Annotated in this window: 23 protein-coding genes (1 of these 23 only partly in view); 5 read left to right on the top strand and 18 right to left on the bottom strand. The window is 42.2% G+C overall.

Features of this window, described 5'->3' with window-relative positions; all coding sequences use genetic code 11:
• The 17 genes from KQP93_RS01595 to KQP93_RS01515 form a co-directional block, all read right to left on the bottom strand.
• Nucleotides 1-701, bottom strand: the 5' portion of a protein-coding gene (locus tag KQP93_RS01595) for a DNA-directed RNA polymerase subunit alpha (protein WP_004589198.1). It extends 286 nt beyond the left edge of the window; the window shows 701 of its 987 coding nt (coding positions 1-701); its start codon is at nt 699-701; the stop codon falls past the left edge of the window.
• Between the two features lie 24 nt (nt 702-725).
• Nucleotides 726-1,346, bottom strand: coding sequence for a 30S ribosomal protein S4 (gene rpsD / locus KQP93_RS01590; protein ID WP_036974007.1), 621 nt, complete (start codon nt 1,344-1,346; stop codon nt 726-728).
• 21 nt (nt 1,347-1,367) lie between these two features.
• Nucleotides 1,368-1,754 carry a 30S ribosomal protein S11 gene (gene rpsK / locus KQP93_RS01585; protein ID WP_036974009.1) on the bottom strand — a complete coding sequence of 129 codons (387 nt, stop codon included), beginning with the start codon at nt 1,752-1,754 and terminating at the stop codon, nt 1,368-1,370.
• Nucleotides 1,755-1,767: 13 nt separating this feature from the next.
• Complete coding sequence (gene rpsM, locus KQP93_RS01580; RefSeq protein ID WP_036974011.1) at nt 1,768-2,124, bottom strand: 30S ribosomal protein S13; 357 nt, start codon at nt 2,122-2,124, stop codon at nt 1,768-1,770.
• Nucleotides 2,125-2,252: 128 nt separating this feature from the next.
• A complete protein-coding gene (gene rpmJ, locus KQP93_RS01575; RefSeq protein ID WP_002959476.1) occupies nt 2,253-2,366 on the bottom strand; it encodes a 50S ribosomal protein L36 in 114 nt (37 codons plus the stop codon).
• A 22-nt stretch (nt 2,367-2,388) separates the two neighbouring features.
• On the bottom strand, nt 2,389-3,717 hold the full coding sequence (secY, locus tag KQP93_RS01570) for a preprotein translocase subunit SecY (RefSeq protein ID WP_036974013.1): 1,329 nt from the start codon (nt 3,715-3,717) through the stop codon (nt 2,389-2,391).
• 10 nt (nt 3,718-3,727) lie between these two features.
• Nucleotides 3,728-4,162 carry a 50S ribosomal protein L15 gene (rplO, locus tag KQP93_RS01565; protein WP_054554386.1) on the bottom strand — a complete coding sequence of 145 codons (435 nt, stop codon included), beginning with the start codon at nt 4,160-4,162 and terminating at the stop codon, nt 3,728-3,730.
• Between the two features lie 4 nt (nt 4,163-4,166).
• On the bottom strand, nt 4,167-4,349 hold the full coding sequence (gene rpmD, locus KQP93_RS01560) for a 50S ribosomal protein L30 (protein ID WP_016710201.1): 183 nt from the start codon (nt 4,347-4,349) through the stop codon (nt 4,167-4,169).
• A gap of 3 nt (nt 4,350-4,352) precedes the next feature.
• Nucleotides 4,353-4,859, bottom strand: a complete 507-nt coding sequence (gene rpsE / locus KQP93_RS01555) for a 30S ribosomal protein S5 (RefSeq protein ID WP_036974018.1) — start codon at nt 4,857-4,859, stop codon at nt 4,353-4,355.
• 9 nt (nt 4,860-4,868) lie between these two features.
• Nucleotides 4,869-5,219: a 50S ribosomal protein L18 gene (rplR, locus tag KQP93_RS01550; RefSeq protein ID WP_036974021.1), complete on the bottom strand. Its 351-nt coding sequence runs from the start codon at nt 5,217-5,219 to the stop codon at nt 4,869-4,871.
• 9 nt (nt 5,220-5,228) lie between these two features.
• Nucleotides 5,229-5,762 carry a 50S ribosomal protein L6 gene (gene rplF, locus KQP93_RS01545; protein ID WP_054554387.1) on the bottom strand — a complete coding sequence of 178 codons (534 nt, stop codon included), beginning with the start codon at nt 5,760-5,762 and terminating at the stop codon, nt 5,229-5,231.
• Nucleotides 5,763-5,775: 13 nt separating this feature from the next.
• Entirely contained in the window at nt 5,776-6,168 is a 393-nt protein-coding gene (gene rpsH / locus KQP93_RS01540; RefSeq protein ID WP_054554388.1) for a 30S ribosomal protein S8, read from the bottom strand.
• 21 nt (nt 6,169-6,189) lie between these two features.
• Complete coding sequence (gene rpsN, locus KQP93_RS01535) at nt 6,190-6,495, bottom strand: 30S ribosomal protein S14 (protein WP_054554389.1); 306 nt, start codon at nt 6,493-6,495, stop codon at nt 6,190-6,192.
• Between the two features lie 10 nt (nt 6,496-6,505).
• Nucleotides 6,506-7,045: a 50S ribosomal protein L5 gene (gene rplE, locus KQP93_RS01530; protein WP_054554390.1), complete on the bottom strand. Its 540-nt coding sequence runs from the start codon at nt 7,043-7,045 to the stop codon at nt 6,506-6,508.
• Between the two features lie 16 nt (nt 7,046-7,061).
• Entirely contained in the window at nt 7,062-7,376 is a 315-nt protein-coding gene (gene rplX, locus KQP93_RS01525) for a 50S ribosomal protein L24 (RefSeq protein ID WP_054554391.1), read from the bottom strand.
• Nucleotides 7,377-7,386: 10 nt separating this feature from the next.
• Nucleotides 7,387-7,755, bottom strand: coding sequence for a 50S ribosomal protein L14 (rplN, locus tag KQP93_RS01520; protein ID WP_010378257.1), 369 nt, complete (start codon nt 7,753-7,755; stop codon nt 7,387-7,389).
• 275 nt (nt 7,756-8,030) lie between these two features.
• Nucleotides 8,031-9,974, bottom strand: a complete 1,944-nt coding sequence (locus KQP93_RS01515; RefSeq protein WP_217875589.1) for an AsmA family protein — start codon at nt 9,972-9,974, stop codon at nt 8,031-8,033.
• A gap of 238 nt (nt 9,975-10,212) precedes the next feature.
• Here KQP93_RS01515 and KQP93_RS01510 point away from each other — a divergent pair, with 238 nt between their 5' ends.
• From KQP93_RS01510 to KQP93_RS01495, 4 genes are all read left to right on the top strand, one after another.
• Nucleotides 10,213-10,638 (top strand): hypothetical protein, encoded by a 426-nt coding sequence (locus KQP93_RS01510; RefSeq protein WP_217875588.1) that lies wholly within the window; start codon nt 10,213-10,215, stop codon nt 10,636-10,638.
• A gap of 8 nt (nt 10,639-10,646) precedes the next feature.
• Nucleotides 10,647-10,847: a helix-turn-helix transcriptional regulator gene (locus tag KQP93_RS01505; protein WP_217875587.1), complete on the top strand. Its 201-nt coding sequence runs from the start codon at nt 10,647-10,649 to the stop codon at nt 10,845-10,847.
• A gap of 151 nt (nt 10,848-10,998) precedes the next feature.
• Complete coding sequence (locus KQP93_RS01500) at nt 10,999-12,165, top strand: hypothetical protein (protein ID WP_217875586.1); 1,167 nt, start codon at nt 10,999-11,001, stop codon at nt 12,163-12,165.
• 287 nt (nt 12,166-12,452) lie between these two features.
• Complete coding sequence (locus KQP93_RS01495; protein ID WP_058586183.1) at nt 12,453-13,130, top strand: TorF family putative porin; 678 nt, start codon at nt 12,453-12,455, stop codon at nt 13,128-13,130.
• Nucleotides 13,131-13,194: 64 nt separating this feature from the next.
• Here KQP93_RS01495 and KQP93_RS01490 read toward each other — a convergent pair whose 3' ends face one another.
• Nucleotides 13,195-14,091 (bottom strand): aldo/keto reductase, encoded by an 897-nt coding sequence (locus tag KQP93_RS01490; RefSeq protein WP_217875585.1) that lies wholly within the window; start codon nt 14,089-14,091, stop codon nt 13,195-13,197.
• Between the two features lie 166 nt (nt 14,092-14,257).
• Between KQP93_RS01490 and KQP93_RS01485 the strand changes: the two genes are divergently transcribed.
• The gene (locus KQP93_RS01485; RefSeq protein WP_217875584.1) at nt 14,258-14,965 is read left to right on the top strand and encodes a YIP1 family protein; all 708 of its coding nucleotides are present in this window, start codon (nt 14,258-14,260) and stop codon (nt 14,963-14,965) included.
• Nucleotides 14,966-14,990: the final 25 nt, after the last annotated feature.

Genomic DNA, 14,990 nt, shown 5'->3' with positions numbered 1-14,990 from the left:
AAATCTACGAATGCATCTAATTGCTCAGCTAAGATAGTAGACGCACGGCGGATCGCTTCTTCAGGATCTAAAGTGCCGTTTGTTTCCATATCAATGATTAACTTGTCTAAGTCTGTACGTTGCTCAACACGGGCTGATTCAACCGAGTACGCAATACGTTCAACTGGGCTGAATGATGCATCAAGCAGCAGACGACCAATTGGACGCTCATCGTCATCAGAGGATAAACGACTAGATGCCGGCACATAACCGCGACCGCGCTCAACACGAATACGCATGCTGATCTCGCTGCTATCTGTCGTAAGGTGACAGATAACGTGATCTGGGTTGGCGATAGTTACATCACCATCGTGCTGAATATCAGCCGCAGTCACAGGGCCTACACCAGATTTAGTCAGGGTCAGAAAAACTTCATCTTTGCCTTCTAAAGTTACTGCTAGACCTTTAAGGTTTAACAGAATTTCAATGATGTCTTCTTGTACGCCCTCTTTCGCGCTGTACTCATGCAATACACCGTCGATTTCTACTTCAGTTACTGCACATCCAGGCATAGATGATAACAGTATACGGCGTAAGGCATTACCCAAAGTGTGACCGAAGCCACGCTCTAATGGTTCTAAAACTACTTTAGAACGCGTTGGGTTGATAGCGTCGATATCGACTAACCTTGGTTTTAGGAATTCGGTAACAGAACCCTGCATTTTATCCTCTCTTAACTCTTAACTTTACTTAGAGTAAAGTTCGACGATTAGTTGTTCGTTAATGTCCGCAGACAGATCTGAACGCTCAGGTAGGCGCTTGAAGCTGCCTTCCATTTTCTTACCGTCAACTTCAACCCAAGTCGGCTTTTCACGTTGCTCAGCCAACTCTAGAGCAGCGATGATACGTGCTTGTGTTTTTGACTTCTCACGAATTACAACAGTATCTTCTGGAGTAATTACGTATGAAGGAATGTTCACTACACGACCATTAACTAAAATCGCTTTGTGGCTTACTAACTGACGTGCTTCAGCGCGTGTGCTAGCAAAACCCATGCGATATACAACATTGTCTAAACGTTGCTCTAAAAGCTGTAACAAGTTTTCACCTGTATTACCTTTAAGGCGAGCAGCTTCTTTGTAGTAGTTACGGAATTGCTTTTCTAATACACCGTAGATACGACGTACTTTTTGCTTTTCACGTAGCTGTAAACCGTAATCAGATAAGCGACCTTTACGAGCGCCGTGCTGACCAGGTGCAGTCTCAAGTTTACACTTAGAGTCGATAGCTCTTACGCCGCTCTTAAGGAACAGGTCAGTACCTTCACGACGACTCAGCTTGAGCTTAGGGCCCAAATATCTTGCCATGTTATTTCTCCTAACCTATTGTTAAACGCGACGTTTCTTCGGTGGACGACAACCATTATGAGGGATTGGCGTCACGTCAGTGATGTTGGTGATACGGTAACCAGCAGCATTCAAAGCACGTACAGCAGATTCACGACCTGGACCTGGACCTTTGATGAAAACTTCTAGATTTTTTAAACCGTATTCTTGAGCAGCAGTACCTGCACGCTCTGCAGCAACCTGAGCCGCGAATGGAGTAGATTTACGTGAACCACGGAAACCTGAACCACCTGCTGTTGCCCAAGATAGTGCATTACCTTGACGGTCGGTAATTGTTACAATAGTGTTGTTGAAAGAAGCATGAACGTGAGCCATACCATCAGCAACTTGCTTTTTAACCTTCTTACGACGAATTGGTGCTTTAGCCATAATCTACCCCACCTTATTTCTTGATAGGCTTGCGAGGACCCTTACGAGTACGCGCGTTAGTCTTAGTACGTTGACCACGTAGTGGTAACGAACGACGGTGACGTAGGCCACGGAAACAACCAAGGTCCATAAGGCGCTTGATATTTAATGTAACTTCACGACGAAGGTCACCTTCTACAGTGTACTTGCCAACTGCTTCACGCAATACGTCAAGTGTTTCGTCTGAAAGTTCACCGATTTTTGTGGTCTCGGCGATACCAGTCGCTGCTAAGATAGCCTTAGAGCGAGTCTTACCTATGCCATAAATAGCAGTTAAACCGATAACTGCGTGTTTATGATCAGGGACGTTAATGCCAGCGATACGGGCCACTAACACATCTCCTATATTTGAATTTGGTAATCATCTGTTTGAAAAGCCCGTAAGGATACTCAAACGAAGACCAAATCACAACTAAAAACACAGGCCGAGTAAATAACTCAGCCTGCACGACTGTTTAATTAGCCTTGCCTTTGCTTGTGCTTAGGCTCACTGCAAATTACGCGTACTACACCAGCACGTTTAATAACTTTACAGTTACGGCATATTTTCTTAACGGAAGCACGTACTTTCATTGCTCAACTCCGTAAAATGACCTTATCGACCGTAGCCTTTAAGGTTTGCTTTTTTCAGCACAGAATCATACTGATGTGACATCAGATGCGTCTGTACTTGTGCCATAAAGTCCATGATTACAACAACGATAATCAAAATTGATGTACCGCCGAAATAGAATGGCGTTTGCCATGCCATAGTCATGAATTCGGGCACCAGACAGATAAAGGTTATATACAAAGCACCTGCCAATGTCAGGCGTGTCATCACTTTATCAATGTATTTAGATGTCTGCTCACCTGGACGAATACCTGGGATAAATGCGCCAGATTTTTTCAGGTTATCTGCTGTTTCACGCGGGTTAAATACCAACGCGGTGTAGAAAAAGCAGAAGAAGATAATAGCCGCAGCTAAAACCATCGCATATAAAGGTTGACCTGGAGTCAACGTTGTAGCGATTGCTTGTAGCACATCAGCGACCGGACCTTCACCCTGGCCGAACCAGCTTGCAATTGTACCAGGGAACAGAATTATACTGCTAGCAAAGATTGGTGGAATAACACCCGCCATGTTTACTTTCAGTGGTAAGTGCGTGCTTTGAGCAGCAAATACCTGACGACCTTGTTGACGCTTTGCATAGTTAACGACGATACGACGTTGACCACGTTCAAAGAATACAACTAGGTAAGTAACAGCGAATACGATTACAGCAATCAATAACAGTACAAGTACATTCAGATCACCTTGGCGCGCCATTTCGGCTGTCGAACCAATAGCAGACGGCAGGTTAGCTACGATACCAACAAAAATCAGAACTGAGATACCGTTACCGATACCACGTTCTGTAATTTGTTCGCCCAACCACATTAGGAACATAGTACCAGTTACTAAACTCACTACAGCAGTGAAGTAGAAACCGATACCTGGGTTAACAACTAACCCGTCCATCATGCCCGGTAAGCTGGTAGCAATACCGATTGATTGGATTGTAGCAAGCACAAGCGTGCCGTAGCGTGTGTACTGGCTAATTTTCTTACGCCCTTGCTCACCTTCTTTCTTAAGCTCTATAAACGGCGGATACATATGCGTTAATAGTTGCGTAATAATCGAAGCCGAGATGTACGGCATAATACCCAGTGCTAACACTGAAGCTCGCTCAAGCGCACCACCGCTGAACATGTTAAACATTTCAACAATGGTGCCCTTTTGTTGCTCGAAGAAATCGGCAAGTACAGCGGCGTCAATCCCAGGGATCGGCACGAATGAACCTAGACGGTAAATAATGATAGCACCTAATACAAATAGTAATCGACGCTTCAATTCCGAAAGCCCACTTTGTGCACTTTTCATATCTTGACCTGGTTTAGCCATTAGTACTTCCTTAGTCTTCTACCTTGCCTCCGGCAGCTTCGATAGCTTCGCGAGCACCTTTAGTCACTTTAAGACCTTTAACGGTAACTGCGCGTGAAACTTCGCCAGATTTAACTACTTTAACGAACTGGATGTTCTTTTTAACTAGACCAGCTGCTTGTAACGCGTTTACGTCTACTACATCGCCTTCAACTTTAGCGATTTCAAAAAGGTTAACTTCAGTAGATACTAATGATTTACGTGAAGTGAAACCAAATTTAGGTAGACGACGTTGCATAGGCATTTGACCGCCTTCGAAACCAACGCGAACTTTACCGCCAGAACGTGATTTTTGGCCTTTATGACCACGGCCACCAGTCTTACCAAGACCAGAACCAATACCACGACCTAGACGTTTCTTTTCAGTTTTTGCACCAGCAGCAGGTGAAAGTGTATTCAAATGCATCGAATTAACCCTCAACCTTTACCATGTAAGAAACTTGGTTAATCATACCACGCACACATGCTGTGTCTTCTAACTCAACAGTGTGATTGATACGACGTAGACCAAGACCGCGTAATGTAGCTTTATGCTTCGGTAAACGACCGATAGAGCTCTTTACTTGTGTTACTTTTACAGTTTTATTAGCCATGGTTTACCCCGTGATTTCGTCAACGCTAAGACCACGTTTAGCAGCGATTGACTCTGGAGAGTTCATGTTCTCAAGAGCAGCAATCGTTGCACGAACGATGTTGATCGGGTTAGTTGAACCGTATGCTTTTGACAATACGTTCTGTACACCAGTTACTTCTAGTACTGCACGCATCGCACCACCGGCGATGATACCTGTACCTTCTGAAGCAGGCTGCATGTATACTTTAGAACCCGCGTGGCGACCCTTGATTGGGTGCTGTAGCGTGTTACCGTTAAGGTCTACACTGATCATGTTGCGACGTGCTTTTTCCATTGCTTTTTGAATAGCAGCTGGAACTTCACGTGCTTTACCATAACCAAAACCTACTTTACCTGCGCCGTCACCAACTACTGTTAGTGCAGTGAAGCTAAAGATACGACCACCTTTAACCACTTTAGACACACGGTTTACCGCGATTAGCTTTTCAGCCAAATCAGGCTGTTGTTGCTTTGCTTCTACGTTAGCCATTGTCTACTCCTAGAATTGCAGACCGGCTTCACGCGCTGCATCAGCAAGCGCCTTCACACGGCCGTGATATTTAAAGCCACTGCGATCAAAAGCAATCTTTTCGATGCCTTTGTCAGCTGCACGTTCAGCAACCGCTTTACCAACTGCTTGAGCAGCTGCAACGTTACCTGTGCCTTTAACTGTTTCGCTAATTGCTTTTTCAACAGTAGAAGCAGCAGCCAGTACAGTACCCTCAGCAGTAACTACTTGAGCGTAAATGTGACGTGGCGTGCGGTGGATAACAAGACGCGTTGTGCCTTGTTCAATATAATTTCTACGAGTGCGTTTAGCACGACGTAGACGAGCTGTTTTTTTATCCATCGTCTTACCTTACTTCTTCTTAGCCTCTTTACGGCGTACATTCTCGTCCGCGTAACGAACACCTTTACCTTTATAAGGCTCAGGTTTACGGTATGCACGGATGTTAGCAGCTGTTTGACCAACTAACTGCTTGTCTACGCCCTTAACTAGAACTTCTGTTTGGCTTGGTGTTTCAATCGTAATACCTTCTGGTACTTCGAAATTCACTGGGTGTGAGAAACCAAGAGTTAAGTCTAATACTTTGCCCTTAGCTGCTGCACGGTAACCAACACCTACTAACTGAAGTTTCTTCTCGTAACCTTCATGCGTACCAACAACCATGTTGTTGATTAGAGCGCGAGCAGTACCTGCTTGTGCCCATGCATTAGCTACGCCTTCACGAGGTAAAGTTGTAATAACGTTGTCGTTAACTTGTACTTCAACAGCGTCGTTGATAGTACGAGTTAATTCACCGTTTTTGCCTTTAACTGTGATGTCCTGGCCTTTTAATGTAACTTCTACACCGGCAGGAACATTGATTGGTGCCTTTGCTATGCGAGACATAGTTCCCCTCCGATTAAGCTACAAAGCCAATGATCTCACCACCAACGCCGGCACTACGTGCTGCGCGGTCTGTCATTAGGCCTTTAGAAGTTGATACGATAGCGATACCAAGACCACCCATTACCTTTGGTAATTCGTCACGTTTCTTATAGATACGTAGACCAGGGCGGCTAACACGCTGGATATTTTCAATAACAGCTTTGCCTTCGAAATATTTTAAATCGATAGAAAGCTCAGGCTTCGCTTCACCGCTTACAGCGTAATCTGCGATATAACCTTCATCTTTTAATACTTTAGCTACTGCTACTTTCAGTTTTGAAGTTGGCATCGTTACTGATACTTTCTTCGCTGACTGACCGTTACGGATACGTGTAAACAAATCCGCAATAGGATCTTGCAAGCTCATAGTCTTACTCCCGTGATACTATTACCAGCTAGCCTTTTTAAGGCCAGGAATTTCACCGCGCATAGCTGCTTCGCGAACTTTGATACGGCTCATGCCGAATTTGCGAAGGTAACCATGTGGGCGGCCCGTAACGTTACAACGATTACGTTGACGTGAAGAGCTAGAATCACGTGGTAAAGCTTGTAGCTTTAATACCGCGTCCCAACGATCATCGTCAGATGTATTAACATCACTGATGATAGCTTTTAGTGCCGCACGCTTTTCAGCGAACTGAGCAACTAATTTCGCACGCTTTGCTTCGCGCGCTTTCATAGAATTCTTTGCCATAACCCTACCCTTATTTCTTGAATGGGAAGTTAAACGCTTCTAACAACGCACGGCCTTCATCATCTGTTTTCGCAGAAGTAGTGATTGTGATATCCATACCGCGAACACGGTCTACTTTATCATAATCGATTTCTGGGAAGATGATTTGCTCACGTACGCCCATGCTGTAGTTACCACGTCCATCAAAAGACTTAGCACTTACACCACGGAAGTCACGGATACGTGGGATAGCGATTGAAACCAAACGCTCAAAAAAGTCCCACATACGCTCGCCACGTAGGGTTACTTTACAACCAATTGGGTAACCTTCACGCACTTTGAAGCCTGCAACTGATTTGCGTGCTTTAGTGATTAGAGGTTTCTGACCAGAGATTGCTTCTAGATCCGCAACAGCGTTATCTAGGATCTTCTTGTCAGCTAGAGCTTCGCCCACACCCATGTTTAATGTGATCTTTTCGATCTGAGGGACTTGCATGACAGAGCTGAAACCAAACTTCTCTTGAAGTTCAGCAACTACTTTGTCTTTATATACTTCATGCAGTTTCGCCATCATTCTACTCCAACTATTAGATAGTTTTACCAGTAGATTTAAAGATACGTAATTTCTTACCATCTTCAATCTTGAAACCTACACGATCTGCTTTACCCGTTTCCGAGTTGTAGATCGCAACGTTTGATACGTCGATAGACGCTTCTTTCTCAACAATACCGCCAGCTTGGTTCAACTGAGGAACAGGCTTTTGGTGCTTCTTGATTAAGTTGATGCCTTCGACAAATACTCGACCAGATTCAGCAACAACTGAAAGCACTTTACCGCGCTTACCTTTGTCTTTGCCTGCTAGTACGATTACTTCGTCATCACGACGGATTTTTGCTGCCATGATAGACTCCTTATAGTACTTCTGGTGCTAGTGAAACGATTTTCATGAACTTTTCAGTACGAAGTTCACGAGTCACAGGGCCGAAGATACGAGTACCAATTGGCTGTAAGTTATCGTTTAAGATAACAGCCGCATTGCTATCGAAACGGATCAAAGAACCGTCCGGACGACGAACGCCTTTTTTAGTACGCACAACTACCGCGTTTTTAACATCACCTTTCTTCACTTTACCGCGAGGAATAGCTTCTTTTACAGAAACTTTGATGATATCGCCAACCGCTGCATAGCGACGGTGCGAACCGCCAAGGACTTTAATACACTGCACTTTGCGAGCGCCGCTGTTATCAGCAACGTCCAGCTGAGTTTGCATTTGGATCATGTTAATGACCTCCGGTGTAGAAATTACAACACGCCTTAATTTTGTTTAAAATCAAGACATTTCGGTTAAATTCCACTCAAAAAACAAGCAAGTTGTCTCTTAAGGGCGGGCAATTGTAGCAGCAATGGCAAGGAAGTGGTAGGTTATTTTTTAATTAATTTGGAATTAATCGCAATGCCTGCATTGAGGAATTACAGCAGCTTGCTGGTTTGTTATTGATTATAAAACAAACAGGGCGCAAATGCGCCCTGTTTTTGACTTTAATTAAATTTTTATTAATTACCAAATAGACCTTTTAATTTGTCTTTGATTTTATCTTTAGCTTTTTCTTTGACTTCTTCTTTAGCCGCATCACTGACATCTAAGCTATAACCAACATCATGGAATGGGCCTTTAATACGCAGTGGAATTTTAAAGCCGGTACTGTCATCGGTCGTGCCTTGCCCTTCGATTGAATCAACAACGCCTGTTACTAAGCGATAGTCTACATTCGTCATAGGTAAATCAACTTTACCTGAGCCTGTAATGCGAATAAGCGGGCTAAGTAGTGATAGGTCTTTATTTTCACCAACACCGTTAGTGAATACAAAACTGCCCTGCAATGCTGAGAAGTCTGTTTGCTGTGAGTTATCAAAACCAGTATCTAAACCTTCTGATACTGCGCTTAAGTTACCTTTGATAAGCTCTTTTGCTTTACGAACCATCTCTGCAATGTTGGCCCCTTTTACCGCACCATCAGCAAACTCAAAGCCTAACTTACCATTTAAAGCATTTATAAAGCTCTTTTGGCTTTGACCTGTGGTCGTTAGATCCCAATTTAGAGAGCCTTTACCCATTAACTTATCGAAACCAGCCGCATCAGTCAGTAATGGCTGCGCATCAATTGTATCTAAAGAAAAGTTAGTACTAATTTTATAAGGTGTTTGCTTGGCGTTAACGGTTATCACACCTTTACCATTGCCCTCATAAGCAACAAACTTGTCTAGACTGATTTTAGCCACGGCATTTTTTAGGTTCACCGTTAACTGGTTTTCACCAAGGGTAATATCATTGGCTTTTAATCCACTTGAACGCACGACTACATTTGCATCAAGTGCATTTAAGCCACTCATATCAATTGCAGTATCATCCCAAACAATTGGTTGTACTGGCGCATCTGCTGCAGGCTCTGCTTGTTCTTCTTTAGCTACGCCCTCTGGTAGGTAAGGGTTTAAATCAAGCATGCCTAAATCAATATCGGCATTCACAGCTAAACGGTCACCAAGCTTAATATCGCTTTTACCTTTAATTTGCAGCTCATCTAGGGTGGCAAGTAGCTCAGTAAGCTTAAACTGCTGTCCTTTTAGGTGCATCGAACCTTTTATATTAAAGGCATTAAACGCATTTTCTTTTGCATTAAGCTCAACACCTTGCCAGCTCGCAATGTTTTTAACAGAGTCACCACTGACAGAAAGAAGCCCTTGCACGTCATTACCCATTTCTGCAATTGCACCTTTAAAATTCAAATCGACTAAGCGTGAATCAACCTCAGCGCTTACATTAAAGGTTTCGCCTTCAATCGCTTTAACAGGTGTATCTAGCGTGACATCTAAATCAAAGCGCTCACCCATATAGGTAATACCGCCTTTTAATTCTAAAGTCTTGCGAAGAGAAGGTAATAAGATGGCTAATTCTAAATCGCTTATCTGTTGCTTTGCCCCGGTTTTACCATCTAGATAAGTGAAAGTACCACCGTAGATTGCCACTTCACCAAGTTCGATGTCAAAGTTATCTGGTAAGTTAACAGCGCCAGAACTCTTTTGCTGCTCTGTCTTTGGTTGCTCAGCAACCGCATCAAATAGTTGCCAGTTTGCTTTACCATTTTTATCGGTTTCTAACAAAATCGTTGGTTCGTTAATCACAAATTTATCAAGCTTAAACTCACCGCCAAATAACGACATCCACGGGATACGGATAGCAAGTTGCTGCATGCTTGCCATATCTTTTTGCGAGCCTGTTTGCATATTGGCAAAGTGCACATCATTCAATTCAAGTTTTAATGATGGAAATACCGACAGCTTTTTATCGCCATTAATAGTCAGACTACGACCTGTGGTTTGTTCTACTTGCTCCGATACTTTATTAAATATCGCGTCTGTAGGTATTAGGAATGGTGCAGCGACTACCAATGCAATCAGTAATACGAAAATGACACCAACGATTTTCAGTAAGGTTTTCATAATCATCCTTAAAAATGGGCAAACAATGTTCTTATCATAGCGGGAGTTAGGCGCAATTGCATTGCCCAACACATAAAAAGGTTTGTAAACAAGCTTAGGTACAAGAATATGAATCAGCGCTGAAACATTTTGATACCTATAGGTTACAAAAAGTTCTTGACCAAATGATACCCTAAGGTTACATTGATACCTAGAGGTTACAAGAATATAAGCTAAACACTTCCAGAGGATGGACTTTATGAAACAACTAGATATTAAAACTGAAGAAAAATTTATGAGTCAGAATATATGGCTTAGTTTAAGCACAGGCATGGTTTTTTTACTTCTAAGTATTAACTCACTATCTAAGCATGATGTAGAGGAGAGTCTATTTGTTGTAATGAGTGTTTTATTTTATGTGGTTTTAGTGATTATTTACCTCATTAAGAGTGGGTTTCCGTTAAAAATGTATTTTCAATACGCTTATAAAGATGAATTTCTAAACACCATAGACACTAGTGCACATAAACATACTAGTTTTGCAATTGTACTTTGTCTTCTTGGTGTTTCTTATATAAACAATGCAATACCCAGCGAAGTTTCGCATGCAGCTATGGCATTATTCTACCTAGGTATCATGCTCTGTATATATGGCGCATCACTACTATGGCAAAACCGTGATTAGGAAATAATGTGCAAAATAATATCGCTAAATTCCGCAAAGAAAAGGGGTTATCGCAGCAAGAACTTGCTGATGCCATTGCAGTATCACGTAAAACCATTAGCACAGTTGAAACAGGCCGCTTTATACCCTCGGTGGTTATCGCGTTAAAAATCGCTGCTCACTTTGAACTCAGTGTTGAGCAATTATTTACACTCGATGACAATGATTAATAAACCAGCTCAGTCGCAATCTTACTTATAAATTATCAGTAAGATTGCATCATTTCATTACTTCGGTATGATGCACGACCCTGTTGTTTTTGCACCCTGTGTACTAAAATTAAACAACCCAATTTAGTCAAAACTGGAGTATCGATTAAGCATGAAGAAACTGCTTATTTCACCGTCAAAAATGGCGCTTGGCGAGCAAGAAAGTCAAATTTATCAAAATATCCTCAAGCAAGCCTCTGATATCAGCTTAAACCTTATGGCAGTTAAAGTAGAAAACCACCCTGAAGACTTTTTAGGATGGTGCTATGAGCTATTAAGTGCAAGCCGTGATCGCATTAACTACGATCTATTAGAAGATAAGCAATTACCGACACTTAAAAAACTTCATGACTTATTAATTTCTGCCATTAGCTTTTTGCAGTTAAAAACATTAAGGGTTGCGCCATGGCCTGTTATCGCAGGCTTTATTGAGCAGCATAAAGAGCTTGTAGCCCTTGATGAGCAACTACGCTTAGCTAATTACATTGCGGCAATTAAATCGCAATCACTAAAAGAGATGATCCCAGAAGACCGTTTAGCGTTTTCAGGTAAACACAGTGCCTCGCTTGATCCAAGCAGCTATAACTTCGACGTTGAATGGTTTGCTTCTACTAAGAACGCGAAAGGTTTCCACCAAATGTTGAGTGATTTACCTGGTGCGTTCGATGAGGCGCTTGTACACATTCCACTTGAGGGTGAAGTAACGCAAGAACATTATCAGCATTTTATGGTTGCTTACTTCATGGCATTTAATGGCAGCGATGAAAAGCCAACACTTGCTCCCGCTACTCGCTTGCTTGCGATGCGCCGACCTGACGTGTTTACACCAATCGTAAATAGTAAACTTGATGCACTTTGTGCAGCCCTTGGCATCACAAAGCTAAATAACCGCGATTTTGAGCGCTACTGGCAAGATGTTGTTGAAGCGATTCATAGTATGCCTTGGTTCAAAATGGCCAGTGCAGCAAATGAGCTTGAGCAATCTCTAGTCGAAATCAAAGCCCTATTACCTAGCTTCTTTTATTATGCTGATAAAAGTACCGCTGATAACTCAAACTATATTAAGTTGTTAAACAAACCTAAGAGCACTTCAAGCTCAGCAGGTAAAAAGACCGTACGCCGTGGTAAAGAGTCAGCTGAGATACTGGTAGACCGTGCACTAGCAAGCGATGATATCCCTGAACATATCAAAGCTAAGCGCGACTCAATCATCAGTGAAGTTGAAAAAGGCCGCAGTGTTGAAGAAACCATTACGCTAATGCGTGCAATTTTCGGCTAAGTTACTCTCAAATAAGCAAAACCCGGTTGCTTCGCAATTGTGCAACCGGGTTATTTTTTGCACCACACATGTGCGCATTAACAATTCAAATAACCACCCTTTTTATAATTAAACAAGTTTAAAAGCCTGTTTTAAAAGCCTTTAAGCATAAAATATCCCGTTCGAAATTAACTTGGCACAACCAGTGCAATGTCGTATCCAGACAACACATAAAAATGTCCTCAAATAATATCCAGACTGCAATCTGAAAATGGGACAAAATCAACATAACAACAGGATACAGAAACATGCTAAAACTAAAAAAAACGGTCGCAGCAAGCGCCATTGCGCTATTAACTTTAAGCTCAACATATAGTTATGCAGAAGTAACAGCTAATGCAGCAGCCACTTCTAACTACTTGTGGCGTGGTCAAGAACAAACCGGCGGTGATGCTGCAATCCAAGGTGGTATCGATTACGCAAGTGAATCTGGCTTTTATGCGGGTACTTGGGTATCGAATGCTAGCTGGGCTGACGACATGACTTACGAGCTAGACCTTTATGCTGGTTTTGGCGGTGAAATCAATGAAACCTTTAGCTACGATGTTGGCTACATTTATTATGCATACCCAGATGCAGCGTCTTACACAGATGCAGACTTTTCAGAAATCTACGGTAGCATTAGCATGGGTAGCTTCACCTTTGGTGCAGCAGTCCTAGCAACATCAGCAGCAAGCGGTGACGGTACAGATTTTGGTGATTCACTTTATTTAAATGCTGACTACAGTTTCCCGGTTGGCAGTACCGGTGCAGAAATGGCCCTTCACTTAGGTCATTACTCAGGGGATTTCATTGGTGATGATGACATCATCGACTACGGTGTTTCAGTGTCGAAAGACGGCTTTACTTTCGGTCTTTCAGACAACGACATTGATGGCTCAGATGTAAAAGTGTACGTCGCTTACGCGGTTGATTTCACTTTATAAAGAATGTGTTACTTGCTGCAACACGAAGGGCCGTTAAGGCCCTTTTCTCGTTTTGGGCTATTCGTTAAGGCACACTATGACCGGTTGAGCCTTGCCAAATGCGATACCATTGTTCACGGTTCATAGTAAGCTGCTTAGCTTCAACAGCTGATTTAACACGCTCAATATTACCCGTACCAAGTACCACAGACGGTGCACTTGGGTGCATTAACAGCCAAGCATAAACAACTTGATCAATGGCTGTGGCGCCAATTTCAGCACCAACCTGCTCCAACACTGCACGTAAACGCACCGCTTTTTCATCATCACTTGAGAATATAAGACCCCCAGCTAATGGTGACCAAAGCATAGGTTTGATATCGAGCAATTGGCATTGGTCTAAGCTGCCATCATCAAGCGCTTTCATTTCGTAAGGTGAAAACTCAATTTGATTGGTCACAAGCTCAAAGTCTAAACGCGACTGCAACAAGCTAAGTTGCGATGGGGTAAAATTAGATACACCAAAGTCAATCACATCACCATTTGCTTTTAGAGTATTAAATGCTTCTGCCATTTCATCGGCGTTCATCAAGTAATCAGGGCGATGGATAAGTAATACATCTAAACGATCGGTGTTAAAGTTTTTAAGTGACTGCTGTGCTGAGGCAATTATATGCGCGGCACTTGAATCATAATGGTTTGCTTTGCCTTGCAATCCTAGGCTTGCAAACGCAGGCTTAATACCACATTTAGTGATTATTTTGATTTCATTACGAATACTTGGTTTTAGTTTAAGTGCTTTACCAAATTCGGCTTCACAACCGTATTCACCGTAAATGTCAGCGTGATCGGTATGTGACACACCCATTTCAATTGCATTTTCTAAAAAACTTAAGCATTGCTGGGGCGTTACCTGCCAATCTAACAATCGCCAGAACCCCAATACCAACTCATCAATACAACGACCTTTGCTATTCACCATAACGACCTACTATTCCTACTATATTCGACTCAAATTAATCTTTTAACCATATCACAGATTTACTAATCACAGCTGTTAACATACAGTTACAAAACAAATTGCTAATTTGTTACTAAACAGGATATTTTAGTACCTAAAACAAATGTTATAAAACAAGGAATAAAAAATGAAATCTTCAAATGTCATGACGGCTTTGGTTGATATTTTTATCAGCCCAAGCAAAGCCTTTAATGGTTTAAAAGAAGCAAAAGGTTGGTCTTTTGTTGCCTTTATTTTACTTGCCGGCATTCTCGCTGCCAGCATGTTTGCTTTTTACAATAAAGCTGACCCGCAATTTTTAATCGATCAACAAGTCGCAGCTGCAGTTGATGCCACTATTGCTGAGCAAAAAATGATTCGCCAAAGCATGGAGCAAACCATAGATATGCAAGTTTGGTTTGCTATGTTTGGTAGCATTATTGGTTTAGCTATTATCAATGCCCTAATGGCAGGCTACTACCTATTTGTATCTAAGCAAGATCCAGAAGCTAACTATGGCTATGGCGCGTGGTATGGCTTTGGCGTGTGGACCATGATGCCTTTGGTTATTTATTATTTAGGCATTTTAGTCTTAGTGCTTACAGCAAGCACTAACCAAATTTCACAAACACTAATGAGCTACTCTTCAATTAACCAACTTTTAATTGGTTTAGAAATTGGCCATCCACTCTACACCTTATTGGAAAGTCTAAATATCTTTTCTATTTGGAGCATTTTGATCGCTGCTATCGGTTTAAAGAGCTGGACTAATTTCACTTTCAATAAAGCGCTACTGTTTGCAGCCCTACCAAGTATTGTTATTTACGGTATTTGGACTGTAATCGCTCTCGTTTAATACTGCTTTGAGCGGCGATATGCCG

This window comes from Pseudoalteromonas shioyasakiensis (assembly GCF_019134595.1).
In the GTDB taxonomy this organism is placed as follows: Bacteria; Pseudomonadota; Gammaproteobacteria; order Enterobacterales; family Alteromonadaceae; genus Pseudoalteromonas; species Pseudoalteromonas shioyasakiensis_A.
Note: the sequence above shows the minus strand (reverse complement) of the source record. Positions and strands in the feature narration are given on the sequence as shown.

Coding starts and splice junctions, on each gene's coding strand:
- rpsD (WP_036974007.1), bottom strand. CDS start 1,346: ATGGCAAGATATTTGGGCCCTAAGCTCAAGCTGAGTCGTCGTGAAGGT.
- rpsK (WP_036974009.1), bottom strand. CDS start 1,754: ATGGCTAAAGCACCAATTCGTCGTAAGAAGGTTAAAAAGCAAGTTGCT.
- rpmJ (WP_002959476.1), bottom strand. CDS start 2,366: ATGAAAGTACGTGCTTCCGTTAAGAAAATATGCCGTAACTGTAAAGTT.
- secY (WP_036974013.1), bottom strand. CDS start 3,717: ATGGCTAAACCAGGTCAAGATATGAAAAGTGCACAAAGTGGGCTTTCG.
- rplO (WP_054554386.1), bottom strand. CDS start 4,162: ATGCATTTGAATACACTTTCACCTGCTGCTGGTGCAAAAACTGAAAAG.
- rpmD (WP_016710201.1), bottom strand. CDS start 4,349: ATGGCTAATAAAACTGTAAAAGTAACACAAGTAAAGAGCTCTATCGGT.
- rpsE (WP_036974018.1), bottom strand. CDS start 4,859: ATGGCTAACGTAGAAGCAAAGCAACAACAGCCTGATTTGGCTGAAAAG.
- rplR (WP_036974021.1), bottom strand. CDS start 5,219: ATGGATAAAAAAACAGCTCGTCTACGTCGTGCTAAACGCACTCGTAGA.
- rplF (WP_054554387.1), bottom strand. CDS start 5,762: ATGTCTCGCATAGCAAAGGCACCAATCAATGTTCCTGCCGGTGTAGAA.
- rpsH (WP_054554388.1), bottom strand. CDS start 6,168: ATGAGCTTGCAAGATCCTATTGCGGATTTGTTTACACGTATCCGTAAC.
- rpsN (WP_054554389.1), bottom strand. CDS start 6,495: ATGGCAAAGAATTCTATGAAAGCGCGCGAAGCAAAGCGTGCGAAATTA.
- rplE (WP_054554390.1), bottom strand. CDS start 7,045: ATGGCGAAACTGCATGAAGTATATAAAGACAAAGTAGTTGCTGAACTT.
- rplX (WP_054554391.1), bottom strand. CDS start 7,376: ATGGCAGCAAAAATCCGTCGTGATGACGAAGTAATCGTACTAGCAGGC.
- rplN (WP_010378257.1), bottom strand. CDS start 7,755: ATGATCCAAATGCAAACTCAGCTGGACGTTGCTGATAACAGCGGCGCT.
- KQP93_RS01515 (WP_217875589.1), bottom strand. CDS start 9,974: ATGAAAACCTTACTGAAAATCGTTGGTGTCATTTTCGTATTACTGATT.
- KQP93_RS01510 (WP_217875588.1), top strand. CDS start 10,213: ATGAAACAACTAGATATTAAAACTGAAGAAAAATTTATGAGTCAGAAT.
- KQP93_RS01500 (WP_217875586.1), top strand. CDS start 10,999: ATGAAGAAACTGCTTATTTCACCGTCAAAAATGGCGCTTGGCGAGCAA.
- KQP93_RS01495 (WP_058586183.1), top strand. CDS start 12,453: ATGCTAAAACTAAAAAAAACGGTCGCAGCAAGCGCCATTGCGCTATTA.
- KQP93_RS01490 (WP_217875585.1), bottom strand. CDS start 14,091: ATGGTGAATAGCAAAGGTCGTTGTATTGATGAGTTGGTATTGGGGTTC.
- KQP93_RS01485 (WP_217875584.1), top strand. CDS start 14,258: ATGAAATCTTCAAATGTCATGACGGCTTTGGTTGATATTTTTATCAGC.